This window comes from Brachybacterium sp. AOP3-A1-3 (genome assembly GCF_052378285.1).
In the GTDB taxonomy this organism is placed as follows: Bacteria; Actinomycetota; Actinomycetes; order Actinomycetales; family Dermabacteraceae; genus Brachybacterium.
The window spans coordinates 1-26881 of record NZ_JBQSXM010000027.1 but is presented as its reverse complement, the minus strand read 5'-3'; the positions used below and the strand labels follow the sequence as shown (position 1 = coordinate 26881).

General features: G+C 70.0%; 23 protein-coding genes and 2 tRNA genes. 8 read left to right on the top strand and 17 right to left on the bottom strand.

What is annotated here, in order from left to right; translation table 11 throughout:
• Nucleotides 1-880 precede the first annotated feature (880 nt).
• The gene (locus ACT3T5_RS18395; RefSeq protein WP_444577965.1) at nucleotides 881-1354 is read right to left on the bottom strand and encodes a hypothetical protein; all 474 of its coding nucleotides are present in this window, start codon (nucleotides 1352-1354) and stop codon (nucleotides 881-883) included.
• Between the two features lie 198 nt (nucleotides 1355-1552).
• On the opposite strand from ACT3T5_RS18395, the gene ACT3T5_RS18390 reads away from it, so the two are divergent.
• A complete protein-coding gene (locus ACT3T5_RS18390) occupies nucleotides 1553-2026 on the top strand; it encodes a MarR family winged helix-turn-helix transcriptional regulator (RefSeq protein ID WP_444577966.1) in 474 nt (157 codons plus the stop codon).
• A gap of 177 nt (nucleotides 2027-2203) precedes the next feature.
• Nucleotides 2204-2548 carry an EthD domain-containing protein gene (locus ACT3T5_RS18385; protein ID WP_444595175.1) on the top strand — a complete coding sequence of 115 codons (345 nt, stop codon included), beginning with the start codon at nucleotides 2204-2206 and terminating at the stop codon, nucleotides 2546-2548.
• A gap of 54 nt (nucleotides 2549-2602) precedes the next feature.
• Here the strand turns inward: ACT3T5_RS18385 and ACT3T5_RS18380 are convergent, their stop codons facing one another.
• Nucleotides 2603-3376: an ABC transporter ATP-binding protein gene (locus tag ACT3T5_RS18380; RefSeq protein WP_444577968.1), complete on the bottom strand. Its 774-nt coding sequence runs from the start codon at nucleotides 3374-3376 to the stop codon at nucleotides 2603-2605.
• A gap of 76 nt (nucleotides 3377-3452) precedes the next feature.
• Nucleotides 3453-3668: a heavy-metal-associated domain-containing protein gene (locus ACT3T5_RS18375; protein WP_444577969.1), complete on the bottom strand. Its 216-nt coding sequence runs from the start codon at nucleotides 3666-3668 to the stop codon at nucleotides 3453-3455.
• A gap of 227 nt (nucleotides 3669-3895) precedes the next feature.
• Here ACT3T5_RS18375 and ACT3T5_RS18370 point away from each other — a divergent pair, with 227 nt between their 5' ends.
• Nucleotides 3896-4780, top strand: a complete 885-nt coding sequence (locus ACT3T5_RS18370; protein ID WP_444595174.1) for a maleylpyruvate isomerase family mycothiol-dependent enzyme — start codon at nucleotides 3896-3898, stop codon at nucleotides 4778-4780.
• A 3-nt stretch (nucleotides 4781-4783) separates the two neighbouring features.
• Here ACT3T5_RS18370 and ACT3T5_RS18365 read toward each other — a convergent pair whose 3' ends face one another.
• From ACT3T5_RS18365 to ACT3T5_RS18345, 5 genes are all read right to left on the bottom strand, one after another.
• A complete protein-coding gene (locus tag ACT3T5_RS18365; RefSeq protein ID WP_444577971.1) occupies nucleotides 4784-5449 on the bottom strand; it encodes a Pr6Pr family membrane protein in 666 nt (221 codons plus the stop codon).
• Nucleotides 5450-5493: 44 nt separating this feature from the next.
• Nucleotides 5494-6279, bottom strand: a complete 786-nt coding sequence (locus ACT3T5_RS18360) for an NAD-dependent epimerase/dehydratase family protein (RefSeq protein ID WP_444577972.1) — start codon at nucleotides 6277-6279, stop codon at nucleotides 5494-5496.
• 158 nt (nucleotides 6280-6437) lie between these two features.
• Nucleotides 6438-7277: a GTP pyrophosphokinase gene (locus ACT3T5_RS18355; RefSeq protein WP_444577973.1), complete on the bottom strand. Its 840-nt coding sequence runs from the start codon at nucleotides 7275-7277 to the stop codon at nucleotides 6438-6440.
• Between the two features lie 122 nt (nucleotides 7278-7399).
• The gene (locus tag ACT3T5_RS18350; protein ID WP_444595173.1) at nucleotides 7400-8320 is read right to left on the bottom strand and encodes a methylenetetrahydrofolate reductase; all 921 of its coding nucleotides are present in this window, start codon (nucleotides 8318-8320) and stop codon (nucleotides 7400-7402) included.
• A gap of 1 nt (nucleotide 8321) precedes the next feature.
• Nucleotides 8322-9566: a glycine cleavage T C-terminal barrel domain-containing protein gene (locus tag ACT3T5_RS18345; protein WP_444595172.1), complete on the bottom strand. Its 1245-nt coding sequence runs from the start codon at nucleotides 9564-9566 to the stop codon at nucleotides 8322-8324.
• Between the two features lie 147 nt (nucleotides 9567-9713).
• Between ACT3T5_RS18345 and ACT3T5_RS18340 the strand changes: the two genes are divergently transcribed.
• Nucleotides 9714-10487 carry an IclR family transcriptional regulator gene (locus ACT3T5_RS18340; RefSeq protein WP_444595171.1) on the top strand — a complete coding sequence of 258 codons (774 nt, stop codon included), beginning with the start codon at nucleotides 9714-9716 and terminating at the stop codon, nucleotides 10485-10487.
• A 67-nt stretch (nucleotides 10488-10554) separates the two neighbouring features.
• Here ACT3T5_RS18340 and ACT3T5_RS18335 read toward each other — a convergent pair whose 3' ends face one another.
• Together ACT3T5_RS18335 and ACT3T5_RS18330 are read right to left on the bottom strand one after the other, a co-directional pair.
• Nucleotides 10555-13077, bottom strand: a complete 2523-nt coding sequence (locus ACT3T5_RS18335) for a GcvT family protein (RefSeq protein WP_444595170.1) — start codon at nucleotides 13075-13077, stop codon at nucleotides 10555-10557.
• 80 nt (nucleotides 13078-13157) lie between these two features.
• Nucleotides 13158-13853, bottom strand: a complete 696-nt coding sequence (locus tag ACT3T5_RS18330) for a TetR/AcrR family transcriptional regulator (protein ID WP_444595169.1) — start codon at nucleotides 13851-13853, stop codon at nucleotides 13158-13160.
• A gap of 102 nt (nucleotides 13854-13955) precedes the next feature.
• Here ACT3T5_RS18330 and ACT3T5_RS18325 point away from each other — a divergent pair, with 102 nt between their 5' ends.
• A complete protein-coding gene (locus tag ACT3T5_RS18325; RefSeq protein WP_444577979.1) occupies nucleotides 13956-15455 on the top strand; it encodes an MDR family MFS transporter in 1500 nt (499 codons plus the stop codon).
• A gap of 28 nt (nucleotides 15456-15483) precedes the next feature.
• On the opposite strand, the gene ACT3T5_RS18320 is transcribed toward ACT3T5_RS18325, so the two are convergent.
• Nucleotides 15484-15559: transfer RNA gene (locus ACT3T5_RS18320), tRNA-His, on the bottom strand.
• Between the two features lie 162 nt (nucleotides 15560-15721).
• On the bottom strand, nucleotides 15722-16705 hold the full coding sequence (locus tag ACT3T5_RS18315) for a diaminopimelate dehydrogenase (RefSeq protein WP_444577980.1): 984 nt from the start codon (nucleotides 16703-16705) through the stop codon (nucleotides 15722-15724).
• Nucleotides 16706-16911: 206 nt separating this feature from the next.
• On the opposite strand from ACT3T5_RS18315, the gene ACT3T5_RS18310 reads away from it, so the two are divergent.
• Nucleotides 16912-17265, top strand: a complete 354-nt coding sequence (locus ACT3T5_RS18310; RefSeq protein ID WP_444595168.1) for a thiamine-binding protein — start codon at nucleotides 16912-16914, stop codon at nucleotides 17263-17265.
• A 3-nt stretch (nucleotides 17266-17268) separates the two neighbouring features.
• Nucleotides 17269-17760, top strand: coding sequence for a DUF6630 family protein (locus ACT3T5_RS18305; RefSeq protein ID WP_444595167.1), 492 nt, complete (start codon nucleotides 17269-17271; stop codon nucleotides 17758-17760).
• A gap of 108 nt (nucleotides 17761-17868) precedes the next feature.
• Here ACT3T5_RS18305 and orn read toward each other — a convergent pair whose 3' ends face one another.
• Complete coding sequence (orn, locus tag ACT3T5_RS18300) at nucleotides 17869-19767, bottom strand: oligoribonuclease (protein WP_444577992.1); 1899 nt, start codon at nucleotides 19765-19767, stop codon at nucleotides 17869-17871.
• A 187-nt stretch (nucleotides 19768-19954) separates the two neighbouring features.
• Here orn and ACT3T5_RS18295 point away from each other — a divergent pair, with 187 nt between their 5' ends.
• Nucleotides 19955-20482: an acyl-CoA thioesterase gene (locus ACT3T5_RS18295; protein WP_444595166.1), complete on the top strand. Its 528-nt coding sequence runs from the start codon at nucleotides 19955-19957 to the stop codon at nucleotides 20480-20482.
• A gap of 39 nt (nucleotides 20483-20521) precedes the next feature.
• Here the strand turns inward: ACT3T5_RS18295 and ACT3T5_RS18290 are convergent, their stop codons facing one another.
• The 4 genes from ACT3T5_RS18290 to ACT3T5_RS18275 all read right to left on the bottom strand — a co-directional run bounded on the left by ACT3T5_RS18290 (nucleotide 20522) and on the right by ACT3T5_RS18275 (nucleotide 26653).
• A complete protein-coding gene (locus tag ACT3T5_RS18290; RefSeq protein ID WP_444577984.1) occupies nucleotides 20522-20806 on the bottom strand; it encodes a hypothetical protein in 285 nt (94 codons plus the stop codon).
• A gap of 29 nt (nucleotides 20807-20835) precedes the next feature.
• Nucleotides 20836-20911: transfer RNA gene (locus ACT3T5_RS18285), tRNA-Arg, on the bottom strand.
• Between the two features lie 46 nt (nucleotides 20912-20957).
• Nucleotides 20958-21911, bottom strand: a complete 954-nt coding sequence (locus tag ACT3T5_RS18280; RefSeq protein ID WP_444577985.1) for a DNA-formamidopyrimidine glycosylase family protein — start codon at nucleotides 21909-21911, stop codon at nucleotides 20958-20960.
• Entirely contained in the window at nucleotides 21911-26653 is a 4743-nt protein-coding gene (locus tag ACT3T5_RS18275) for an ATP-dependent helicase (protein ID WP_444595165.1), read from the bottom strand. Before ACT3T5_RS18275 ends, ACT3T5_RS18280 begins: the two co-directional genes overlap by 1 nt.
• Nucleotides 26654-26881: the final 228 nt, after the last annotated feature.

Genomic DNA, 26881 nt, shown 5'->3' with positions numbered 1-26881 from the left:
TCGGCACCGAGATGAATCATCGCATGTAGTCGAATATTGGACGAGAGCAATGCCCTCCGGATCACTGGATCTGGACACGGGCGCGGTACTGACACTGGGGCTGGCGCTGGCGGAATCAGCGACAAGGGATCTGAGAGGATCCGGCCGGTTCGGTGAAGCCATGTGGTCCAGATTCGAAGCGATGTCCGTGCGCTGCGCCGTGTCGCTGCCTTCCACCGAGGGTTCGCGAGATGCCCAACGATCCACTCGAGATCGAGGGGGTCTGTTTCAGCCGGGACTCCGTTGAGGTACCGGCGGACGTGGTATTCGCGCAGTCGCACAGTCGTCTCGGACCGTTCCGAGGCGCGAAGCCAGGCGGTCCAGAGAGGGAGTTGTGCGATGGCGTCCATGGAGGACACCGTGCCCCAAGTCGGCCGCTGATCTCGCGCCGTTGCGAATGGCTGGGGATAACTGGTCTGTGTGGAGGAAAGAAGATCCAGGTGGTGAACTCCCCGTCCTTCTCTGCCCGGATCGGCATGCAAGAGTCACACGGCCATCGTGCGCCGACCTCGGCTTTCGCTGAAGTCGACCTCGATTACTGAGCCGAGCTGCCGTACCGGGAGACTCTTAATCAGCGGGTCCGGGGTTCGAATCCCTGATGGCGCACCGACACTCGAAGCCCCACCGGTTCTCCGGTGGGGCTTCGTCGTGTCCGGAGCAGACCGACTCCTCGGGCGACCAGGTGTGTGAGGGGCCGCGGATCGACACGAGGTGAGTGGCGAGGAGCCGTTCCGCGCCCGTGCTGGAGCGTTTCGCGGTGGCCGGTCAGGGGCGGCAGGGGAGTGCCGGACGAGCTTCCGAGGCGCTCATCAGGTGGTCAAGTGGTCAGAAACTCCGATGCTCAGGCGAGACTGGCGGCCGTCGTGCCAGCAGGGGAGTGCTGGCTCCTGCGCCAGCCGTGCCAGCCGCGGCACAGGACGTAGGCCGCAGCGGTCACCAGCACGAGTCCGAGGTCTATGGTCCAGGTCGTACGTGCATCCGGGGTGGCTCCCGCCGCGATGCCGAATACGGTGATCGCGAGCTTGTGACCGACTACGAGCTCCCAGGCGCCGCGCTGACTGCGGGGTGCGGCGGCGATCATGAGGAAGAGCCCGACGAAGACCAGATAGGCGAACGTCCGCCACGCCTCGGACATCAGTCGTTCGGGAGCCACGGTCGTCATGATGGAGATCCCCTGAGCGAACGCGGCCAGCGTCGCCACTGCGCAGAGGATCAGCAGGCCCCGTCCGATGCGGTCGGCCGCAGGCGCGTGGCCGGTGATGCGGGTGGGGGTGAGGGGGTGGTTGTCGGCGCGTGCAACGGGGTGGATCGTCATGGTGCGTGCCCTTCGTCGGCGGTGATGGTCCGAGTCCGGTCAGTGGGAGCAGCACCTGCATGCTGCGGAGAACAGAAGCCCTTTCTGGGTTTCCTCGGCACGTTGAACCTAGACCCGTTGAGTTGCTTAGGCAAGTCATTCTGTCGGACCCGCGCGCGCTCCGGCGGACCCTGCCTGCGGGGTCGTACGATGCCGCACATGGATACTCCGTCGCCCTGGCTCGATGCTGACGAGCAGGAACTCTGGCAATCTTTGCTCACCGTGGTCATCGCCCTGCCGGCGGCCCTGGACCGTCAGCTGCGCCGTGATGCCGGCATCTCCAACTTCGAGTACGGCGTGCTCGCCCGGCTGGAGATGGCGGAGGGGAGGACGATGCGCCTGAGCGAGCTCGCCGCGCTGTGCGATAGCACGCTCCCGCGCCTGTCGAAGGTGATGGATCGATTCGAGCGTCGCGAGTGGGTCACCCGCCGGCCCGATCCGGCGGACGGTCGATACACGCTCGGCTCTCTGGCCGAGGCGGGTGGTCGCAAGCTCGTCGAGGCCGCCCCGGAGCATGCTGCCCAGGTGCGGCGACTTGTGCTCGATCCGCTCAGTGCCGCCCAGCGTCGGCAGATGTCGACCTCGATGTCGCGTCTCGCCACCGTCCTGCGGGAGGACGCGGCGGGCGGCTGACGTACCCTCCGGCGGCAGGTCCGTCCACTGCTCTCCAGGGCGCGGATCGGGAGCTCCTCATCGGCGCATCCGGGCCGATGGGTGGTGATCTCTTCGGCGAAATCACTTGCTTTGGCAAGTCAATGGGCATAGTTTTTGCTTGTCAAGGCAAGCCATTTCAGTTCTCGAGGAGTCCCGATGGTCAAACTCAGCATCTTTCTCACCCGCCGCGCGGATCTCACGCATGACGAGTTCGTCGACTACTGGACGACGAAGCACACGCCGATGATCGCGAGCGTCCCGGGAGAGGAGGTCCCCGTGCGCCGCTACGTCCAGCTGATGCCCACCGGCGACGAGATCGCCGGCATCACGACCTCGTCCTACGACGGGGTCGCCGAGCTGTGGGTCGACGGCATCGCGGATGCGACATCCTGGTTCACCTCCGAGGCGTACACCACCACCATCGCGGTCGATGAGGAGAGGTTCCTGGACCGCTCGAAGACCCGGTTCCTCTACGCGACCGAGGAGCTCGTCTTCGACTGAGGCCGAATGTCACGGGTCGAGTGCGGTCGGGGTGGCGCCCTGTCGGGGCCGTGCTCAGCGGAATCGCTGGACGGCCTGCGGGGCGCTCTCGGCGAGCTCGCGGATCTCCTCGTGCTCGGTGCGGGCGAGGACCTCGTCGAGCGAGCCGCGGGCCAGGATGCGGCCCTCGCCGAGGAAGGCGATCTGCGGGCACAGGCGCTGCAGCAGCTCGATGTCGTGGGAGGCGATGAGCACGCCGATCCCGAGTCGCTCGATGACCTCGCGCAGCGTGGAGCTGATCTCGCCGCGCATGCCGGGATCCACGGCCGTCAGCGGCTCGTCGAGGATCAGGATCTCGGGGCGGGTGGCGAGCGCTGTGGCCAGGGCGACTCGCTGCTTCTCCCCGCCGGAGAGGGTCATCATGCGCCGGTCCAGGAAGTGCACACCCAGGCCCACGGTCTCGAGCATCTCGGCGGGGGAGACGGAGTGGGTGCGACCGCCCTTCCGTGCCACCTTGGAGGCGTGGTCGAGGCGGCCGACGACCGTCTCCCGCGGCTCGACGATCGTCATCGCGTACTGCGAGACGAAACGGACCGCGGCCCGGAACGTCTTGTGGTCCTTGCCCCGCAGCTTGTGCACGCTGCGTCCGTCCAGGGTGACCTGCCCGGAGCTCGGCTTCATGTCGCCGCGCAGCACCCCGATCAGGGTGGTCTTGCCCGCGCCGGAGGCTCCGAGCAGGCCCTGCGGGGGCTGGCCGGCAGCGACCGAGAGGTCGACCCCTGCCAGGACCGGTTCGCCGGGGTATCCGGCGTGCAGGGAGGTGGCGGTCAGGGTGGTCGAAGCAGGCATCGGCTCTTCTCTCGCGGTTCGGGGACTGGAGAGACGATATCGGTGCCGCCTGGGGCCTGACTGCGACCTGGCGGTCTCAGGCGCGCGTGGCGGAGTATCCGGCCTCGGCGACGGCCGCGAGCACCGCGGCCTCCTCGAGGGGCTGCTCGGAGGAGACGACCAGGGAGCCGGTCTCGTGGCTGACGTCGACCTGCTGGACGCCGGGAATCTCGCCGACCTCTTCGCGGACGGACATCTCGCAGTGGCCGCAGGTCATGCCGGTGACCTGGAAGGTGCTGGTGGTCGTGCTCATGGAAATCTCCTTCGTGTCGGGGCTGCCCCTCCCGGGGCGTCTCTTGAGGATATACCCCTTGGGGGTATTGGGGGGGGGCACGTGTCGCAGGTCAGCGGAGATGACTGCGAGCAGGAGATCTCCTGCCGGATCTCTTCAGTCCTCTGCAGTTCTCAGCAGTTCTCAGCAGTTCTCAGCAGTTATCTGCAGTGACATCTTCAGCCCGTCCGTCGTGCTTGGATGACGTCATGAGCATCGATGCCCTGACCGCGATTCGTGAGGAGGCGGACCGGCTGTCCGCAGCCCTCGCCGCCACCGACCCTGAGCAGAAGGTACCCACCTGTCCGGACTGGAACGCCGCGGACCTGCTGTGGCACGCGACGGAGGTCCCCGAGTTCTGGTCCGCAGTTCTCTCGCAGAGGATCGCGACGGAAGAGGGTGCCGCGAGGATCGACGAGTCTGCTGCCCCGCGGCCCGACGACCTCGAGGAGCTCCAGCAGCGTCGCGCGGCGGCGGTGGACGGTCTCCTCGAGCAGCTCGGAGCGCGCCCCGATGAGGAGAGTGCCTGGTTCTGGTTCTCGGAACGTCAGGACGTCGGCGTCATCCGCAGCATGCAGCTGCACGAGGCGACGATCCACCGCGTCGATGCCGAGCTCACCGCCGGTCTGCCCGTCACCGCGATCCGCGAGGACATCGCACATGCGGGTCTCGAGCACGTGCTCAAGGTGATGTGGCCGGCAGCCTTCGACTGGATCCCGGAATGGTCCACCACCACGCCCGTCGCGATCGTGGAGATCACCGCCGAGGGTGGTGCGGTGCAGTCCCTGCTCATCAGCCGGTGGTCCGGGACCCGGCCTCGTGACGGCAAGGAGTTCGACGCCCCCGTCGGGCGCCTGCTCGATCGTCCTGCTGGTGCTGGTGCTGGTGCTGGTGCAGATGCGGGTGCGGAGGCCGACGTCGAGTTCCTCCCGCGCGCCACGGTCACCGGATCGGCGACCGCCCTGGATATCTGGGCATGGGGGCGAAGCCTCGCCCTCGGTCACCTTGCCGGAGGGCCGGAGACGGTCGAGATCGTCGGCGACCCCGCGGCCATCGACCAGCTGGAGGCATTGCTCGCCCGAGGGCTCGACTGACATTCACGCCCGGGAGAGAGCGACGTCCCGGCGCGCCGATGATCCCGCACGCAGTCGCCCGCCGAGCAGGTGCAGGAGCGTCGCGACCCCGAAGAAGGCGACCAGCACCACGACCGTGGTCAGCAGCACGTGCGACCACGACGACAGCGTCGGATCGAGGAAGCCGTAGGGGTACCAGCCGGTGACCCCGCCGCGCACCCAGGTGAGGGCGAGGAAGACGACCGGGTAGAGCTGCCACCACAGGATCCGGCGGGCGGAGGGTGCCCGGGAGCGGGGCGTCAGCAGCCAGTCGAGGACCGCGACCACCGGGGCCAGGCGGTGCAGCACGATCCCAGTCCAACCGATGTCCCAGCGCAGCAGCTCATCGAGCGGGGCCACGAGCAGCGCATAGATGATCCCGGTCATCGCGAGGTAGAACGCCACTGCACCGCGCACGTCGTCGAACCACACCGGATGCCGAGCGATCCACGTCGTACCGGCGATCACGAGGGCCACGAACATCAGGTTCGACTGGTTCGTGAAGTACGAGATGTTCTGGGCGAACAGGCCGTCCTGCAGCGCCTCGGCGGCGTTCGCGACAAGGGCGGCGAGCACCAGCAGCGCGACCAGCATCCGCACGGCGGAGGCGAGGTGGGGCGGGTTCGACCGGGGTGCCGCGGGGGTGGGCACGACGGGCCTCCTCGTCGGGGAGGAATCCCCGGTCGGAGTCGGAGTCATGAACCCAGCGGCCACGTGTCGCGGACGTCGGCACCGCCTTCGACCACGTGCTCGGTGGCGCCGGCCAGGTCCGTCCAGGAGTCCTGGGGGCGGTAGCCCAGCTCGAGCGTCGTATTGGTCAGCGACCAGCGGCGGTTGGGATTGTCGGAGATTGCATAGAAGATCCCGAAGCGCACCTCGGCCTCGATCGCGCGGCGCACGACCTGCTCGCAGTCCGCGCGGCTGAGCCACATGGCACGCAGGATGTCCTCCTCGGCCTCCAGAGGATCATCGCTGACCCACCCGATGCGCAGCGCGATGACGTCGAGATCGTATTTGTCGAAGTAGTACCGGCCCAGCGCCTCGCCGAAGATCTTCGAGACACCGTAGAGGGAGTCCGCCCGAGGGATCTGGTCCGGATACACGGGCCACTGCTCGTACCGGTCGTACATGCCCATGGCGTGGTTGGACGAGGCCAGGACCACCCGTCGCACGCCTGCTTGACGAGCGGACTCGAGGATGTTCCGCTGCCCCACGATGTTGGCGTCGAGCACGGCATCCCACGGGGACTCCGGCGACGCGGCGCCGGCGAGGTGCACCACCGTGTCGACGCCGTTCATCAGAGCGAGGACCTCGTCGAAGTCGCCGAGCTCGGCGGTGCGGAAATCGGTGCCCGGCGGAGCGTTCTCGCTGCTGCGGTCATGGAGGACCAGGTCGTAGTCCTCCCGCAGGCCTTCCGCCAGTCGGGAGCCGACACCGCCTGCGGCGCCGGTGATCAGCACACGTCTCCTGGAGTTGCTCATGAGCCCAGTATGAGCGTCTCGCAGGAGCGGGGTGGGCGAATCGTCGGGGCGATTCCTCCCGATTCGTCGCGGATCCGATCGGGGCCACGGCGCGTTGTCCGAGCGGTGAGGGCGGAGGGTCCAGGCAGGGGAGATCGGAGTGCGGCGAGAGGGCCGCCTCAGCTGTTCGAGGCGGGGTTCCCATCGGGGTTCCCGTCGGGATTCCCCGCAGCGTCCCCTGGAAAGGGCGGTGGCGTCCCCTCGGAGGTGTGCTGCGTGCTCTCGGCGCGATCGGGCATCGGGCGGATCTCGTCGCGCATCCTTTCCATCCGCGCATCGAGATCCGCGGCGACGCGGGCAGCGTCATCGAGCTCCGCGCGCAGTCGGCCCGGGAGATTCTTGCGGTACTTGTAGCTCAGCTTGTGCTCGGTGCTGGCCCAGAAGTCCATGGCGATCGTGCGCAGCTGCAGCTCGACGGGCACGTACTCCGTGTGCTCGGAGAGGAACACGGGGACCTGGAGGATCAGGTGCAGCGAGCGATACCCGTTGGGCTTGGGGTCGGCGATGTAGTCCTTGACCGTCAGGGTCTCGAGATCCGGCTGGCGGCGCAGCATGTCGGCGATCCAGTACACGTCGGAGACGAAGCTGCAGGTGATCCGCACTCCGGCGATGTCGTGGACCCGCGCCCTGATCGCGGGGATGGACATCTCCCCGCCGGTGCGCACGGCCTTCTCGATGAGGCTCTCGGTGCTCTTCAGGCGCGAGCGCACGTGCTCGATCGGGCTGTAGTCGTGGATCTGCTCGAACTCCTGGCGGAGGATGTTGACCTTGGTCTGCACCTCGTCGATGCCGAACTGGTAGTGCATCCGGAGCTGGACGAGCTCGTCGTGGACCTGCTTCATCTGCGCGGCGAGGAGCCCCTGGTCGACATCGGGACGGGTCAGCGCATCCTGGCGCGTCGCGACCATCTCCCGGACGCGGTCCTGCCACTGGTCGTCCTGAGGGTCCGGTGTCTCCATCGAGGATCTCCTGCCGTGGGCGCTTCGCGGACCGCACGATCATGGCAGATATCGCTGAGGCTGCGATGCACGCCGGGGCAGGGCGCTCCGGGACGCCCCCGATAGCGCCGAACGGCGCGACCTCAGACGGAGAGATTCCGGGGCCCTTCCCCGCCGCGCCGCCCGTCCCCGTCGCGCCGCCCGTTCCCGTCGCGCCGCCCGTTCCCGTCGCGCCACCAGGCGGCGCTCTCCGCCACGGCGTTGAACGTATAGACGTGGAGTCCCTCGAGCCCGTAGCGGGGGTCAGCGAACGCCGGGGTGAGCTCGTCGAGCAACGTGCCCGGGGTCCATCCGCCCGGTCCGAGCAGGTGCCGGATCTCGGACCCCTGCCGCGCGAGCAGGCGCAATGACGGTCCGACGCCGACGCGGGCCCCGATGCGCAGCAGTCGGGCGGCATCCGTCGGCCCCGCGATACCAGGGCGAACGGGAGTCCGCACCCCGTGCTCGCGCAGCCGCAGCACCCAGTCCAGCAGGGCGGGGGCGTCGAAGCACAGCTGGGTGACGAGCACGGACGCGTACTGCGCCTTCTCCTGGAGGAGCTGCATCGACTCCGCCTCGGACGGGACGAACGGGTGGCCCTCCGGGTATGCGCCCACCCCGACCTCGAAGGACCGGCTGCTCTCTCCCAGGGCCGCCAGCAGGTCGAGGGATCCCTCGAAGTCCCCGGCGGGATGCGGGGCGTCGCCGGCGATGATGAACAGTTCCTGCACCCCCGAGCTCGCGAGGTCGTCCAGGATCCGCTGGAGCTCGGCTGCTCCGCTGATCTGTCGCGCCGCGAGATGGGGGATCGCGACATAGCCCTGTCCCGCCAGGGCGCGGGCGGTGGCGAGAGTGGCTGCGAGTCCCTGTTTGCGTGATGCCGTGACGCTCACGCGCGTGCCGGGCGGCAGGTGCGCGGTCACCGTCGCGACGATCCCGGGCACCGGGATCACCTCGAAGCGCGTTCCGCGCACCAGGGCCTCGGGCCACGGCTCCGTGCGGCGCGGGCTCGGCTCGTCGTGCACCTCAGGCTCCTGCCACCGGATCCTCGTGCCGGGGTGCGGCGGTGTCCAGGGACGTGACATCGCCCTTGGGCTGCTCCTTCGTCGGATCGATGAAGGGCTTGGCGACCACCACCGCGGGGACCAGATCGGTGCCGGAGTCGTCCCGGGCCCCGACGTCGACCTGCAGCGTGGTGCCCACCTCGGAGTGCTCGACCGAGACCATCGCCAGTCCGATGTTCTTCTCCAGGCGCGGGGATCGGCAGGCCGAGGTGACCTCGCCGATGCGTGCGCCGCCGGCAAGGACGGGGAGCACGTCGATCATCGACCCGTCGTTGTAGGTGCCCAGGTCCGGTCCCTCGATCTCGAGGCCCACGAGCTTGCGCCGGGGACCCTCGGCCTTGATCCGGGTGAGGGCCTGCTTGCCGATGAAGTCCGCCTCCTGGTCGAGGTCCACCATCCAGTCGTAGCCCATGCCGATCTCGAACGGGTTGGTGTCCACCGTGATGTCCGCACCGTGGGCGAGCATCCCGCCCTCGATGCGGCGGATGTGGCACGGCCCGATGACCTGCAGCCCGTGGGCCTGACCGGCCTCCCAGACCTTCTCCCACAGCCGCACGGCGTTCTTCGACGCCTCGTGCACATAGATCTCGTAGCCGATCTCACCGGTGTATCCGGTGCGCGAGACGGTCACGTCGATCCCGTCGATCTGGAAGTCGTGCAGGTAGTAGTAGCGGATGTCCGCGACCGCGTCGCCGAGCAGGTCCCGCATGACCGCGAAGGACTTCGGCCCTTGGACCTGCACCGGGCCCACATCGATCTCCTCGATGCTCACATCCATCCCGGCATGCGTGGCGACGCCGCGGGCCCACAGCAGGATGTCGCTGTCGGCGAGGGAGAGCCAGAAGCGATTCTCCTCCAGGCGCAGCAGGATCGGGTCGTTGAGGATCCCTCCGTGCTGGTCCGTGAGGAAGACGTACTTGCACTGGCCCACCGCGCACTTCGAGAGATCACGGGTGATCAGCAGGTTGGTGAAGTCGAAGGCGTCGGGTCCGGAGATCTCGATCTGTCGTTCGACCCCGACGTCCCAGAGGGTGACCCCCTCCAGCAGCGCCCAGTACTCGGCGATCGGGTCGCCGTAGTGCCGGGGGTGGTACGTGTGGTTGTAGACGCTGTACATCGCGACCCCGTGACGCCTCGAGGCGTAGAAGAACGGGGACTTGCGGATGCGGGGGTAGAGCAGAACTCGGGGGTGCTGGTTGACGCTCATGGTGGCCTCCAAAGGCGGTCCGTACCCTACTGTGGCATTATGATGCGCATTACGCAATGGTGTGCGCATTGCGCACGACGAGCAGCGTGTGGCGGCGCTGGATGTGTGTCAGAGCGTGTCTGCGGTCGAGCTGGAGGAGAGTGGGAGATGGGGCAGCCAGGAACGGTGCAGTCGGTGGATCGGGCAGCTCAGGTGCTGGAGATCATCGCCCGTGACGGGGAGTCGAGCGTGGGGCGGATCGGTCGCGAGCTGGAGGTCCACGGATCCACCGCGTCTCGCTTGCTCGCCTCGCTCGCAGCGCATGACCTCGTCGAACGTCTCGAGGCCACCGGCACGGTGCGGCTCGGCGTGGGTGTGCTGCGACTCGCCGCGGCGACCCGGTCGCGGCTCGATCTGACCGCTCAGGCGGGCCCCGTGTGCGATGCGCTCGCCGAGGAGCTGGGCGAGACCGTGAACGTGGCGGTGTATCGCGACGGTGCGGCGATCAACGTGTATCAGGCCCAGGGGACCAGCACCGTGGCGATGCACAACTGGGTCGGGGACCGGACCGTCCTGCACGCGACCTCCAGCGGCAAGATGCTGCTCGCCCATCTGGAGCAGGACGCCATCGAGGATCTGTTGGCCTCGCCCCTGGAACGCTTCACGGAGCACACGATCACGGGGGCCACCGTGCTGCGGGAGCAGCTGCAGCAGGCGCGGGAGAACGGCTGGGCCCAGGTGGTGGAGGAGTACGAGGACGGCCTGAACGCGGTCGCCGCCCCGATCCGCGGCCCCGCGGGTGACGTGGTCGCCGCGCTCTCCGTCGCCGGGCCGACGTACCGCCTCGCGCCCGGGTCGCTCCCGGCCACCGCCCGAGTCCTGCTGCGGGCCGCCGACGAGATCTCGCGCCGGATCGGATACCGGGCCGACGTCACCGGGTGAGCGGTCGGCCGGTTCCCCCGGTTCTCGCGCCGGCCTCTGCTCCTGCTCGGACGACGGTCGGGAGGCGTCAGCCCTTCATGCGGGTATCCCCGGGATCGAACGGGGGCGTGCGGCCCACGCTCAGCACGCTCACTGTGTGACGGGAGCCCAGGTAGTCCACCAGCAGGTGCGTCCCGACCTGCGCGTGCTCGGGTGGGAGGTACGCCATCAGCAGGTAGCGGCCGAGCGACGGGGCCGGCCCGGCCGAGGTGACGAACGATCGCCTGCCGCGGGCGTCGACGATCGTGGAGCCGTCGGGCGTGAGGATCGGTTCCCCGCCGGTCATGCACCGTCCGAGACCATCGCCTGCAGCGCTGGCCGGATCGACGACGAGGCTGCACAGAGTGGCTGCCGGACCCTTTGTCCGTGACTCCAGGTACGCCTGCTTGCCCAGGAAGTCCGCCGTCTTCACCTTCGGCAGCGCAAGGTCGGCCTCGACCGGGTCGTACTCGGCGGTGAGCTCCGCGCCCATCAGCCGGTAGCCCTTCTCCAGCCGGCCGGTGGTCCCGTACACGCCGATGCCGGCAGAGAGCACACCGTGGCCCCGACCTGCCTCCCACAGCAGGTCCCACAGGGGCAGGCCGTGCTCGGTCGCGACGTGGATCTCCCAGCCCAGCTCCCCGACGTACGAGATGCGCAGCAGGGAGGCAGGGATGCTGCCCAGCTCGAGGTCCTGGGCAGTGCCGAAGCCGAACGCCCCGTCGGAGAGATCGGCCGAGGTCACCTCCGTGAGCAGGTCCCGGGCGCGCGGGCCCCAGAGTCCGAGGGTGGTCACGGCGGAGCCGACATCGGCCAGGTGGACGGATCCGTCGGCCGGGAGGTGGTCGCGCAGCCAGACCAGATCGCGGCCGCCCTCGGCGCCGCCGGTGATCACGCGGAAGATCTCCGGACCCCGTCGCACGATGGTGAGATCGGAGCGGAACCCGCCGGCCGGGGTGAGCAGCGGGGTGTAGACGACGCGGCCGACGCGGACGTCGATCCGGGCCACCGCGAGGCTCTCGAGGTAGGCGACGGCTCCCGGGCCGGTGACGTCGAGGATCGCGAAGGCGCCGAGGTCGACCATCGCCACCCGTTCGCGCATCGCGAGGTGCTCGGCCTCGATCAGCGGGGACCACCAGCGAGCATCCCATTCGTGCTCCCGTGGGGAGATCCGATCGGCGAACTCCTCCAGCAGGGAAGCGTTGGAGGCGTACCACTGGGGTCGTTCCCAGCCGGCGGCCTCGAAGTACTCTGCGCCGAGGGCCTCGGTGCGCGGATGGAACGGGCTGGTGCGGAGGGGACGGTCACTCAGCCACTGCTCCCGCGGATGGCTGATCCCGTAGATCTTGGGGAACCCCTCGGCAGCCCGGGCCCGCACATGGGCGTCGGTGCGGGCGGCGGGGTGGAAACGGGCGATGTCGGATGCGTGCGGGTCGATCTCGCTGTCGCCGGTCGTGATCAGCTCGGCGAGCATGCGGCCCACGCCCGCGGCCTCCTTGATCCAGACCGCCGCGGCGGACCACAGCCCGCGCACCTCAGGGGTCTCGCCGACGAGGGCACCGCCGTCCGGGGTGAGGGAGAGGAGCCCGTTGATCGCGGCCTTCCGTGGCGGCTCGGGGTCGGTGAGGAGGCTCGGGAACATCTCCTTCGCGTGCTCGAGCTGCGCGGTGAAATCCTCCTCCGTGAAGGGGAAGCTCGTCGGGGACGCCTGACCGGGCGCGCCGTAGGCGGGAATCTCCTCGGGGCGGTGCAGCAGCGGCCTGTGGGCGTAGGAACCGATCTCCAGATCGGGACCGCGCTGGCGCTCGTACATCAGACGGTCCATGTCGCGCAGCAGCGGGAAGCTGATCCATTCCTCGGTCGCGTCGAGCTGGGCGATGGGGCCGACGTCGAGCATCTGGTGCACGGCCGGGGTGAGGGGGATCGCGGCGCCGGCGAGGGCGGCGACGCGCGGGCTCCACACCCCGCACGCGATGACCACGATCTCGGTGTCGATCTCGCCCCGATCGGTGACGACCCGCGTCACGCGACCTCCGGCGACCTCGAGGTCGGTCACCTCGGTCTCCGGGCAGAGCGTGAGCGCGCCCAGCTCCACCGCGCGCTCCCGGAAGAGGGCGCCCGCCGCGAGCGGGTCCACGATCGCCCCGGTCGGTGTGTGGAAGCCGCCGAGCAGCAGATCCGCGTCGCAGTAGGGGACGAGCTGCTGGATCTCGGCCGGGGACAGCAGATGGGCCTCGACGCCCCAGGAGAGCGCCGAGCTCATCCGGCGCGTCAGCTCCTGCATCCGCTGCGGGCTGCGCGCCACCTCGATCCCTCCGCAGGTGGAGAGCACTCCCAGCGCCTCGTACTGGCGCAGCGAGTCGACTGTCAGATCGGTGATCTCGCGGGAGTGGTCCACCGGGAAGACGAAGTTGGAGGCGTGCCCCGTCGAGCCGCCCGGATCCGGCAGCGGACCCTTGTCGATCTGCACGATGGAGCGCCAGCCGAGCTCCGCGAGGTGCTTGACGGCGGCATTGCCGACCACCCCGGCTCCGATGACGACGATGTCTGCACGATCCGGCAGCTGTGCCATGGCGTCCTCCCGAACTCACCCTGGGCATCCTCACGCTAGCCCTGCGCGGAGCGTTTGACCAGGGGTGGTGCGGGGGAGGGCTATCGGTGCGCTGGGGGCGGCGCGGGCGTCTGGTCCTCGTCGGCGTCGGCGTGGGCGCCGGCGCCGGTGAGGATCGGAGTCTCGAGGGGGTTCGGAGGCTCGACGCGTCCGTCCTGCTGGGACGCGAGGGCGAGCGGGAGGAACACGGTGTCGACGATGTCGACGAGAGTCTCATCGGCCACGCTGCCGAGGGACATGACCATCTCGTGGCGGAAGAGATCGAGAGGGAGCGTCGCGATCCTCTCGGGCAGCTCGCCGCGCAGTTCCCCACGGGTGACGGCGCGTTCGAGGATGCGCGGCATGGCAGGGGCTCGTTCGCCGAGGAGATCGGCACGCAGCTGCGCGGGGGCGATCGAGGTCTCCTCGAAGTGGGAGCCGACGATCATGCTGAGCACTGCCGCCGCGCTGGGGCCGAGCCGCTCGTTCATCGAGCGGAGCTGCGCGAGGACGTCCTCGCGCAGCGACCCGGCATCGGGGAGTTCGCGCGGTGAGCCGAGGTAGCTGTGGGACAGGACCGCCAGGAGGAGAGCCTCCTTGTCCGGCCATCGCCGATAGAGGACCGCCTTGCCGGTGCCGGCCCGTTCGGCGGTGGCCTCGAACGTGAATCCTGGATAGCCGGCTTCCTGCAGCACCTGCCAGCCCGCCTCGAGGATGGCGGATTCCAGCACGGCACCCCGTCGTCTGCTCGCGGTCATGTCTGCTCCCGTCTGCTCTCAGAAAGTTCGTAAAGAACGCTTGCGTTCCCTAGTCTAGCGATCTACCTTTAAGAGACGCACACGTACTCTATTGGAGGTCGCATGACTGCTCACCCGACAGCACGGCCGGCGACGCGATCGACCGGCTTGATGCTCACAGCGCTCGTCGTCGGTGCGGTCACTGCCATCCTGGATACGACGATCGTGTCGATGGGGCTGCACACCCTCACCATCGAACTGGACGCCTCGGTCGCGACGATCCAGTGGGTCAGCACCGGCTACATGCTCGCCCTGGCCCTCGCCATCCCGTTCGTGGGCTGGGCGCAGGTACGGTTCGGCGGCAAGCGGCTGTGGCTGTTCGCCCTCGGGGTGTTCGTGATCGCCTCCGTCCTGAGCGCGGGCGCCTGGAGCGCAGGGTCCCTGATCCTCTTCCGTGTCCTGCAGGGGCTGGGCGGCGGCATCATGTTCCCGCTCATGCAGACCCTGGCCATGCAGAACATCGCCCCAGCGGACCGGGTGCGGACGATGGCGATGGTGAGTCTGCCGGCAGCGCTCGGCCCGATCCTCGGTCCCGTGCTCGGTGGGCTCGTGCTGCACTGGGCGAGCTGGCGGTGGCTCTTCCTGATCAATGTTCCTCTCGGGGTCATCGGACTGGTCCTGGCCGTCCTGTTCCTCACTCCGGACCATCCTGAGCGGGGAGCTGCCTCGCCGGCGCTGGACGTCGTCGGTGCCCTCCTGCTCGTCCCGGCCCTGGCGGGACTGCTCTTCGGGTTGTCCAACGTCCATGCCGCCGGTGGCCTCGGGCGGGCCGATGTGCTGCTGCCAGGAATCGTCGGCGCGATCCTGCTGGTCGGCTTCGTGCTCTGGGGCATGCGACGGGAGGGGAGGTCCCTGGTCGATGTCCGCCTGCTCGCGGTGCGCTCCGTGCGTTCCTCCGCGATCACGCTCGTCTTCCTCGGGGCGGCGCTCTTCGCGAGCACCTTCCTGCTGCCGCTCTTCCTGCAGGGGCCACTCGGGTACGGCGTCCTGGGTGCTGCGCTGCTCCTGATCCCGCAAGGCGTCGGGTCACTGGTCGCACGCTTCATCGCGGGTCAGCTGGTCGATCGATTCGGCGCCCGGGCGGTGGCGGTGACCGGGTTCCTGGTGGTCGCCGCGGCGACAGCCCCCTTCGCGCTCATGGGGTCTCAGATCGGTCCCTGGTCGATGGGCCTCGTCCTGTTCGTCCGGGGCCTCGGCCTGGGGATCGTCCTCATCCCTGTCATGACGGTCGCCTATGTCGATATCGACAGGGACCGGATGCCTCATGCCTCCGCCATCACCCGCCTGGTCCAGCAGCTCGGCGGAGCGTTCGGCATCGCCCTGATCGTGGTGGTCCTCACCTCCGCCGCCACCGGTTCGGATCCGGAGGCCGGGTACGTCGCGGCATTCTGGTGCACGCTCGTGCTGACGGTGCTCGCGCTGCTCGCCTCCCTGCTGCTGCCGTCGACGTCGACGTCGACGCCGACGCCGACGGAGCACGGGGAGGGGTGTGACGGAACGGCGCCGGAGGAGGAGCCTTCGGCTCCTGGAACGAGCGAACGCCGCAGCACTGCGAGGGCATGAAAAAACGCCCTGTTGCCAGGGCGTTTCTTGGGGTGATCGACGGGATTTGAACCCGCGACCGCCTGGACCACAACCAGGAGCTCTACCAACTGAGCTACGACCACCATGTGCGGAAAGAATCCCGCAACGAGAGAAAACTATACCGTCTCCACCGCCTGATCTCGCCCCGAAAGCACTGTTTCGAGTGTGAGACACATTGCATCGGTCGGCGCACCGGCCGCCCGGTCATCGGGTGCCGTGTCGGCATCGATCCGGTGCGCCACCCCTCAGAGCATCTCGGCGCGCAGCTGCTCGGGAGATTTCGGCGAGAGCAGGCCCGGGGCCACGTCGAAGGGGGTCCTCGCCCCATGCTCACCGGCCGCGGCCAGCCGCCCCGCCGCACGGGCGTAGGCGACGAGCACGCTCGCGGTGAACTCGGGGTTCGACTCCTCCTGCAGGCGGTACTCGATGGTCTGGGCGGTTCCGGGGGTGGATTCGCCGGAGCGGATCACGAAGCCGCCGTGGGGCATGCCCTGGTGATCGCGGGCGAGTTCCTCGGAGCTGAGGAAGGTCACGGATGTCTCGAAAGGCTCGAAGTAGTGCGGCATGGTCACGATCTCCTCGCGCACGGAGTCGGCGTCGGCCCCGTCCTCGAGCACCACGAAGCACTCGCGGGTGTGCTTCTCCCGCGTGCTCAGCTCGGGCTGCTCGCCGGCGCGCACGCGGGCGATGGCCTCCTGGGAGGGGATCGTGTACTGGACAGCGGCGGCGACCCCGTCCAGGCGGCGCAGCGCGTCGGAGTGCCCCTGCGACAGGCCGCGGCCCCAGAAGGTGTAGGTGGAGCCCTGGGGGAGGATGGCCTCGCCATACACACGGTTGATGGAGAACAGACCCGGGTCCCAGCCGGTGGAGATGAGCGCCGTGGTGCCGGCTGCGCGGGCGACGGCGTCGACCCGCGCGAAGTGCTCGGGGATACGGGCATGTGTGTCGAAGCTGTCCACGACGGTGAAGCGCTCGGCGAGCTGCGGGGTCTGCTCGGGGAGGTCGGTCTTCGACCCGCCGCAGAGCACGAGCACGTCGATCTCGTCCTGCATCGTCTCGAGCGCGTCCATCGATCGCACGGGGGTCTCCTCGTGCACGGGGCTCACCGTGGCCGGTGCACGGCGCGTGAACACGCCCACCAGCTCCATGTCCTCCTGCAACGAGACGGCGATCTCGACGCCCCGTCCCAGGTTCCCGTAGCCGACGATGCCGATCCGGAGCGCAGTCATGGTCCTCTTCTCGTGTCGATGCATGAGTTCGATGCATAGGTCGATGCATAGTTCGATGGATAGTGTGGTCCCGACCAGGGACACCGTCGCCGATCCTACTCACCGATCACCCCCGGGGCCGAGCTCGTCGAGGGTCCCGTCGATTCGCACGGCGTCCGTGCCGCCCACACGTTGCACGGCCCCTGGCGCAGGAGGAGACTGGCCGCATGATCGTCGCCTTCTCCGTCCAGCCCACCGGTGACCCCTCGGATCCAGCGCTCGTGCGCGGGCTTGTCGAGGGCACGGACAGCGCCGGCGTGCACGACGCGGTCGCCGCCGCGGTGCGCGTCGTGCGGGAGTCCGGACTGCCGAACCGCACCTCCTCGATGTTCACCGAGATCGAAGGGGATTGGGACGAGGTGATGGACGTCGTGCGGCGTGCGACCGCCGCGGCGGGGCGGTACGGCTCGCGGGTCTCGCTCGTCCTCAAGGCCGACATCCGTCCCGGCCACGAGGGGCAGCTCGACGCGAAGATCGACCGGCTCGAGACCGCGGTCTCCCACCTCGACGACCAGGGATGAGCCGTGCCGGACTGGACGCGGCTGTGCATGCTCCTCGCGGACGACCCTGAGCTCCCGAGGTCGGTGCACCTCGCGGCCACCGACCCACAGGCCTACCTGGCGACACAGGCGGATCCACTCCTCGGCCTCGAGACCGGAGCCGGTGCTGCGGAGACCGTCGATCCGTGGATCGCCCTGATCGACGGGCTGGACGTGGCCGACGCCCTGGCCTACCTCGACCCGGAGGACACCGGCGCGGAGCTGGCCATGGCCCTGGGCGAGGTCGCTCGGGTGTGCCGCTCCGGGGCTGATCTCGAGCCGGTCGCCGACATCACCGCAGGGCTGGAACCGGCGCTCCGACGGGCCGAGGAGATCCTCGCCGCGTTCGACCTGTGCCTGCTGCAGCTGGAGGAGGACACCGACGCGTGCCCTCTCGTGGTCGCGGACATCGGCCACGTCGAGGAGATCGTCGCCCTCGCGGCCGGTGCCGGCCGCGAGGTGCGTCCCGTCGAGTGACGCGGTTCCGAGTCAGCAGGAGCTGAATCAGCAGGCGCTGAGTCAGCACGTGCTGAGACAGCGGGCGCTGACTCAGCGGGTGCCGAGCGACGAGCTGTCGGCGTCGGCTCAGCTCTCCTGGTCGAGCAGGCCGTCGCGCAGCGCGGCGGCCAGGGTGGGCGTGACCGGAAGCCGCGGGATCAGCGTCGCCTGGAAGGCGTGGTAGATGTCCGGCTTGCCCGGCCACGTCACGCCCTGGGGCTCGTTGTCCGCATCGAGCTCGTGGAACCAGGAGCCGTTCTCGGGATCGAGCAGGTAGGTGGAGATGTACTCCCACCACTGCTCGTAGCGATCCGCCCAGATCCGGTCCCCGGTCACCTCGTACATCACGGCGGCGGCTCCGACCGCTTCCGCGGCGACCCAGTGCATGCGCTCGGAGGCGACGGGGGAGCCGTCCCAGTCCACGGTGTAGACGAACCCGGGGGCTCCGTCGGCGCCGAAGCTCGTCGCCGACTTCTCCATGAGCGCCGTCGCGGATTCGAGCATCCAGTCCGGGGCCGAACCGTCGGCCGCGATCAGTGCGGCACGGCCGTGCAGCACCAGGCGGGACCATTCGATCCAGTGACCGACCGTGGCGCCGTACGGGCGGAACGGGTGGTTCGGCTCGTCGCGGTTGTACTCCAGCAGCGGGTTCCAGTCGGTGTCGAAGTGCTCCGGCAGCGCCCAGTCGTTGCCGCGCGCGAACTCATCGATCGCGCGCGTCATGATGCCCACAGCGCGATCGAGCCAGCGACGCTGGCCGGTGACGTCGGCCGCGGCGAGGAGGGCCTCGACCGTGTGCATGTTCGCGTTGATCCCGCGGTACTCCTCGCACTGCGTGAAGGTGCGATCGAAGGTGTCCACGCTCATCCCCGCGGACTCGTCGAAGAACTTCGTATCGAGCACGGTGAGGGCCTCGTCGAGCAGTTCCTGCGCGCCGGGGCGGCCGGCGGCCAGGGCCGAGGAGGCCGCGAGCACCACGAAGGCGTGCGCGTAGGCCTGCTTGGAGTCGTCCACCGGCTTCCCATCGGCGACCGCCGCGTACCAGCCGCCGTGCTCCGCATCGTGGAACACCCCGCGCAGGGAGGCGATGCCGTGGTCGGCGAAGCGACCGAAGTCCGGGCGGCCCAGCAGGTGCCCGAGGGCGAAGCTGTGCGTCATCCGGCAGGTGATCCAGAGCTCCGAGGGGCGCGACAGGTCGGAGTCGCCCTCCTCGTCGAGCCAGGCGAAGCCGCCGTCCTCGCGCACGGACTCCGAGCCGAACACGAGGAGCTCGTCGCCCTCGTTCCCCAGCCACGAGCGATGGGAAGCGCGCTCGAGCCACGGGACGTGCGGGGTGACGGGAGTCGGGGTCGAAGTGGCGGCAGGGGCCGTGGCGGCCGCGGTCGTCGACGAGGCTGCTGCGGCGGCCGTCTCCTCGGACTCCTCCGTCAGCTCGAAGGTGCGTGATGCCACCTGCGCCTGCGCGGTGGTGGGACCGGGAGCGTCGACGAGGAGCACCTCGCGGTAGTACTTGAGCTCCTGGATCGACTCGCGGATGTCCGCGAGCGCCCGGTGGCCGCCGTGCTTGGCGGGGATGTTGTAGTAGACGCGGGGGAACCAGCGTTTGGCGAGCTCCTTGAGGCTGGAGACGTCGATCGTGCGGTACGACAGCCACTGGGCGAACTCGGGCACGTCGCGATCCAGGAACACCCGGTCGGTGCCCACGCTGTTGCCGGCGAGCGGCGCCTTGCCCGGCTCGGGGCAGTACTGCTGCACGTAGGCGAGGCATTGGGCCTGCGCCTCCTCGAGCGTCATGCCGCCGTCGAGCTCGTCGAGCAGGCCGGAGACGGTGTGCATGTTGACCACGAAGGGGTCCATGCCGGTGAGCGATTCGGCCGGCGGCTTGATGACGACGTCGACGCCGTCACCGAGGATGTTCAGATCGGCGTCGGTCACGAGCACGGCGATCTCGACGAGCGCATCGCGCTTCTTGTCGAGGCCGGTCATCTCGCAATCGACCCAGATGATGCGGTCGTTGATGGCACGGGAGGAGCTGGAAGTCACCGGGCAACAGTATCGCGGGAGTGCGGGGCACCGGCGAGGAATGGCCCGGCGCCTCGGAGGGAGCATGGTTACCATGCAGTCATCAGGGTTCGATGCCGAGCCCGCTGAGTGACTCATGGAGGAGCCCGACGTGAACCTGTACTTCCGCCTGCTGGTGTTCATGATCCGCGTGCGCTTCCGCAGCCGCCTGAGCATGTGGGACACCTCCCGCACGAGCTTCCGCGTGAACCCGGCGGACCTCGACGTGCAGCGGCACATGAACAACGGCCGCTATCTCACTCTCATGGACCTGGGCCGGATGGACCTCATGCTGCGCTCCGGGTTCTGGAAGCGACTCACTGCACGGGGCTGGTACCCCGTGGTCGCGGGGCAGTCCATCACCTACCGCAAGTCGCTGGTGCTGTGGCAGAAGTTCGACATCGACTCCCGGGTCCTCGGGCACGACGACCGCTGGATCTACATGGAGCAGGTGTTCCGGGTGGGGGAGACGGTCTACGCCGACGCGATCATCCGCGCGCGCTTCCTGAAGAAGACCGGTGGATCCGTGAGCGTCCGCGAGGTGCTCGACCTCGTCGGCCCGGTCCCGCCGGACCTGCACGTGCCTGCGTGGGTCACCGAGTGGAACGAGGCCTCCTCGCAGCACAGCCGCGAGCTCTGAGCCGGCCGACGCACCAAGCGCACCAGACGCACGGCAGCGTCAGCGCCGTCGGTCCGACGCGCGCTCGGCGGGAGCGTTCTTCGGCGTGGACCGTCGGCGAATCTCCTCGATGCCGCTGAGCACGAGCAGCACGACGACCACTCCCAGCAGCACCCACTGCTCGAAGGCGCCGGCGATGATCCCGGTGAGTACGAGGGCCACGAGGTAGATGGCGTTCACGACCGTCCGTGAGACGCCGAGCAGGCGGGTGCCGAATCGGCCGCGCAGCAGGCGCAGTCCCAGCAGGAACACGATGACGCCGATCGTGAGGACCTTCAGCACCATGGGACGGCTCCAGACACGACGACGGGTGGTGGTGCCCCCAGCAGGACTCGAACCTGCAACCTACGGATTAGAAGGCCGTTGCTCTATCCATTGAGCTATGGAGGCATCGGTGCGGGCTCGGGGTGGCCGGGCCGGAAGCACCGCGAGAAGTCTACCGACCCGTCCCGGGACGTCGTGCATCAGGATGCGCACGCTGTCGTGCACCCCGCGGCGCACCGCCTCCCGCTCCTGCCGGGGCGCCCGGCTCGGCCTGGCAGCGGGGGCAGAACCACAGCACGCGCGGTTCCGTGCCCTCGAGCCGGGGGTCGCCGATCTCCCCGCGCTCGATGCGGGCGCGGCAGCGACGGCACTGCCGGCCACCGCGCCCGTACACCCACAGGTCGCCGTCGCGCCCCAGCATCCCGCCGGTCGTCACCCGCACGGAGCGGTCCAGGTTCAGGGTGAGCAGGCGGTGGGCGAGGTCGACCAGAGCACCCAGGTCCCCGGCCGCGTGCGTCGGAGCAGCGGGGTGCACGCGGCGCAGGAAGCACAGCTCGCTGCGGTAGATGTTGCCGATCCCGGCGAGGTTGCGCTGATCGAGCAGGGCGAGGCCGATCGGGCGCTCCGGCTCGGCCGCGAGGTTCGAGACGGCCCGCTGGCGCAGTGCCGGGTCGTCCTCCCAGGACGGGTCCAGCAGGTCCGGTCCCAGGTGGGCCACCAGGGTGTTCTCGTCGGCGGTGCGCACCAGGCGAACCTGTTTCACGTCGTAGGCGACGGCGCGGGCCTCGCGCCCGTCGGGGTGCCGTGCGTCGAGGACGACGCGGATCGTGTCCGCCGGGCGCGGTCCGGCGCTGGTGTCGCTCGAGCGCAGCGCCTTCCCGTCCACGTGCCAGATCCCGTCCATCATCAGGTGGGTGTGGAGCGTGAGCGGCACGCCTCCTGCCGCGGGCGGCTCCAGGCGGATCAGCAGATGCTTGCCGCGCGGCCGCACCTCCCGCACGCTCCAGCCCACGAGGTCCGCCGTGGCGGCGCGGGGCACCCGCAGATCGCTCGTGGTGAGGGTCGCCCCCGCGAGAGCCTCGTGCAGCGCCCGGCACTGCCGGGCGACGGTGTCTCCCTCGGGCATCAGCGACCTCCTGCGCGCAGGCGGATGGACTTCGGCGAGCGGTAGCAGCCGGCGGCGACCAGGGCGTCGCCGATCGCCGCGACGGGAGCGCTGGTGATCGGGTTCCCGTTGATCCGCTCGATCCGCAGCTGAGGCAGACGGGAGTCCTCGACGATCGCCCGCACCAGCTGCTCGGCGACCAGCGTCGTCGCGGTCTCGTCTGCCCACCACAGGAGGTGCTTGGCGCCTTTGTCGACGACGGCGACGACATGCCCGTCGGCCAGCAGCACCAGTGCTCCGGCGCGACGCGCGGGCCGCACGGTCGTGCCCTCGGGCGGGGCGATCGTGAAGGACGGCCACGGGAGCGCTGCGCCGTAGGGGTTCGCCGGGTCGGTCGCGGCGAGCGCGACGGTCGATGCCTCGGGGGAAGGGCCGACGGTCCCGGCGTCGGGGTCGCCTTGCGCCTCGGCCTCCCGGTCCCGATCGCGCAGCAGGTCCACCGCCTCGACCGGGGCGAACTGGGAGGCGCCGAGCCCGTCGACGAAGTAGCCGCGGCGACAGCTGCCGTTCTCCTCGAGCACGGCGAGCACGCGGTACACGGCGGCGAAGCTGCCGGGGATGTCCTCGATGTCCATCGCGCCCCGCGTCACCACGCCGTGCCGGTCCAGGAGCAGGGTCGCGAGCGCCGCCGCCCGGGCGGCGGGATCGACCGCCTCGACTCTCACGGCGGACCACCGTCCTGCTCCGGTGGGCCCCGTGACGAGCTCGGAGACGGACGATGCCCCCTGCCGCATCATCGCGGCCGACAGCCGCGCTGCGCCGCGCCGGGTCAGGGGGCGCGAGCGTCCCGTCGGCCGGGAGGGCCGTGCCGGTCCGCGACCGTAGGTGCGCAGCGCCTCGAAGGAGTCGTTGGTGATCAAGCCCTGGAACGCGAGGTCCCACAGAGCGTCGTGCAGGTCCGGTGGTGGCGCGGCGTCCCCGTCTGCGGCGAGGGCGGTGAGGATCTCGCCGTGGCGAAGCGCGCCAGGTGTCCCGCGGAGCATGGCGAGGACCCGGGCGGTGAGGGACCCCTCGGCCAGGGCCGAGGCGGCCTCCTCGAGCGCCTCGGCGTCGAGCCCGAGCGGCAGGGCGTCCGCAAGATGCAACCGGATCCAGCCGTCGTCGGCGCCGAGCCGCCCGTGCCCGGTCCACACCACGTCACCGGCGGCGAAGGCCGCGTCCAGCAGGGCGGGGCTCGCATCGGGCATCCGCGCCGGCAGCACCTGCTCCTCCCAGGCGGACAGCGGCAGCGACACCCCGGCGAGCTGGTCGATCACGGAGAGCAGGCCGTCGCGGCCCTGCCACGTGGCCCGGTCCCGGCGGCCGTCGGACCGTCGCCCCGTCAGGTGCTGCCACTGCCCGAGGAAGCGGGCATAGACCGGGCCGGGGACCGGGGCGATCTCCCGTCGGGACGCGGCGAGGCTGGCTCGGCGGATCCGCCGCAGCACGTCGGCATCGACCCACTCCTCGCCCTCGCGGCCGGGACTGAACTCGCCCTGCTGCAGCACCCGCTCGGCGGTGAGCTGCTCGAGCGCGCCGCGAGCCACGCCGGGGGCGAGGCCGAAGGCGTCCACCGGACCGTTCGCGAGGAAGGGACCACGACCGCGTGCCCAGCGCGACAGCAGCTGGGCGACGGCCCGATCCACCGGCGCGAGGTGGGCGTCGGGGACACCGGGCGGGAGGGCGACCCCGAGCGCGTCGCGCAGCAGCCCGGCATCCTCGATCGCGGCGAGGTGCTCGAGGCCGGCGATGCGCACGGCGAGGATCCGCCGGGTGTCGTGGAGCTGGGAGAGCTCGGTCTCGAGGTCGATCCCGTCGGCCGCGCGGGCGGCGAGATCGTCCCGGGTCAGGGGTCCGAGTCGCCGCAGGGCGTCCGCGATCTGCTCCGCCCCGCGCAGCGCACGGTCCTCGCTCAGTCCCTGCAGACGGCTCTCGACCTCGGAGATGACCTCGGCATCCAGCAGCTCGCGAAGACTCACCGATCCCAGCAGCTCGGCGAGCAGGGACTGGTCCAGCGCGAGGGCGGCGGTGCGGCGCTCGGCGAGCGGGGCGTCGGCGTCGTAGATGAACTGGGCGAGGTAGCCGAACAGCAACGACCGCGCGAGAGGGGACGGGGTGGGGGTCTCGATCTCCCGGACCTCGAGGCGGCGCCGCCCGATCTGCGTCATGAGATCGATGAGGGCGGGCAGGTCGTAGACGTCCTGCAGGCACTCGCGGGCAGCCTCGAGCATGATCGGGAAGTCCGGGTAGGGGCGGGCGACCTCCAGCAGATGGGAGGACCGCTGACGCTGCTGCCACAGCGGAGCCCGCTGGTTCGGATCCCGCCGGGGAAGCAGCAGCGCCCGCGCCGCGCACTCGCGGAAGCGGGCGGCGAACAGCGCGGAGGAGCCGACGAGGCGCCGAACTTCCTCGTCGATCTCCTCGGGCGTGAAGACGAACAGGTCGGCACCCGGCGGCTGCTCCCCATGGGGTATCCGCAGCACGATGCCGTCGTCGGCGGCCATGACCTGGCCGTCCAGGCCGTATCTCTCCTCGACCCTGGCCCCGACAGCGAGGGCCCACGGGCCGGTGATCCGCTGGCCGTAGGAGCAATGCAGGACGACCCTCCAGTCCCCGAGCTCGTCGAGGAAGCGTTCGACGACCAGCTGCTGCGGGCCGGGCACGACCCCGGTCACGTGCTTCTGCTCGGCGAGATGGTCCAGCAGCACGGTGCGAGCGTTGACGTCGAGACCCAGCGCGGCGAGGCGCTCGTCGGCCTGCGGCCGCTCGAGGTCGGCGAGCTCGCTCTGGGCGGTGGCGATCGCGCGGCCCAGGCTCGCGGGGCGGCCGTCGCCGCCGCCGTGCCAGAACGGGATGCGGCCGGTGAGGCCGAAGGCGGGGGAGACGGTGACCCGGGAGGCGGTGATCTCCTCGATCCGCCAGCTGCTGGTGCCCAGGGTGATGACATCCCCGCGGCGCGACTCGTAGACCATCTCCTCGTCGAGCTCGCCCACCCGGCGCGGCTGGGAGTCGTCGTCCCCGGCCACCAGGTGCACCGGGTACAGACCGCGGTCGGGGATGGTGCCGCCGCTGGTCACCGCGAGGCGCTGTGCTCCCGGCCGGCCCGTGAGCAGACCGGTGTCATGGTCGTGCACCAGCCGCGGTCGCAGCTCGGAGAAGGCGGTCGACGGGTAGCGCCCGGCGAGCAGATCGATGGTCTGGTCGAAGGCGGAGCGGGGAAGAGCGCGGTAGGGGTGCGCGCTGCGCACCAGGTCGAACCAGTCGTCGATCTGGAGGTCGTCCATCGCGGCGGCGGAGACGGTGTGCTGGGCGAGCACGTCCAGCGCATTGCGGGGCACCGAGAGGGGCTCGATCCGGCCGGCGAGCGCCTCCTGCACGGCGACCGCGGAACGCAGCACGTCCGCGGCATGCAGCGGGTGCAGCGACCCTTCGGAGACGGCGCCGACATCGTGCCCGGCACGTCCCACCCGTTGGAGCAGGCTGGAGACGGACATCGGCGCGGCGACCTGCAGCACGAGGTCGACGGCGCCCATGTCGATGCCCAGCTCGAGAGAGGACGTCGCCACGACGCAGCGCAGGGTTCCGGACTTCAGCTGATCCTCGATCTGGGCGCGGATCTCCTTGGACATCGAGCCGTGGTGGGCGCGGGCGATGTCCTCGATCTCCTCGGCGCCCTCGGCGCCCTCGGGGCCAGCGGCGTTCTCGAGCTCTGCGCTGCGGCCGGGCTCCGGGGACGCGCGGCGTGCATGCAATCGGTTGAGCTTCCCGGTCAGGCGCTCGGCCTGGCTGCGGGAGTTGGTGAAGACGATCGTCGAGCGGTGCGCGAGGATCTGGGTGAGGACGGCACGTTCGACGTGCGGCCAGATCGTGCCGGAGACGTCCTCGTCATCGACCGCATCCAGCGGCGGCTCGATCGCCTGGAGATCAGAGACCGGCATCGTCACCGAGAAGTCCCAGCGCTTGGTCGAGGCAGGGCGCACGACGGCCACCTCGCGGGGTCGCCCGGAGCCCGTGAGGAAGGCGGCGACCTCGTCGACGGGCTCGACGGTCGCGGAGAGCCCGATGCGCTGCGCCGGTGCCTCGAGCATCGCGTCGAGCCGTGCGAGGGACAGGGCCAGATGCACGCCGCGCTTGGTGCCGGCGACCGCGTGGACCTCGTCCAGGATCACCGTGCGCACGCCCCGCAGCGGCTCCCTGGCCTGGGAGCTCAGCATGAGGAACAGTGACTCGGGAGTGGTGATGAGGATGTCCGGCGGATGCACGACGAGTCGCCGCCTCTCGGCGGGCGGGGTATCCCCGGTGCGCACGCCCACGCTGACCGGTGAACGGGGCAGACCGAGGCGCTCCGCCATCCGCGCCGTCCCCACCAGCGGGGACGTCAGGTTCCGTTCGACATCCACCCCGAGGGCCTTGAGCGGCGAGATGTACAGGACGCTGGTGGTCCCGCGCGCCGCTCGCGCGCGGCCGCCGCCCTTCGGGACCGATCGGCCGTGTTCCGCGCCCGCGGGGGCCGGATCCGCCGTGGCGAGGCGATCGATCGCCGTGAGGAAGGCGGCCAGGGTCTTGCCCGAACCGGTCGGCGCCACGACCAGCGTGTCGTCCCCGCGCTCGATCGCTTCCCAGGCCGCTGACTGGGCAGGGGTGGGTGCCTCGAAGGCCTCGGCGAACCAGGTGGCCGTGGGAGGGGAGAACGAGGATGGGAGCAGCTGGCGGGACTCGGCCATCGCACCATTGTGGACCGCGGCCCCGACAGATGGCCGGGACGGCACGGATGTCTGGCAGGAATGTGTCAGCGGCGGGGCACGAGGGCTTCCTCAGCGGGAGGCACCCTGCCAACTCCGGGAGCATCGTGGCAGGATGGGAGGCACGGCGGGGCCTGCACAGGCTGGTCCCGCATACCCCACGACGAAGGGATGACCACCATGGCGGACTACACGCTTCCCGATCTCGAC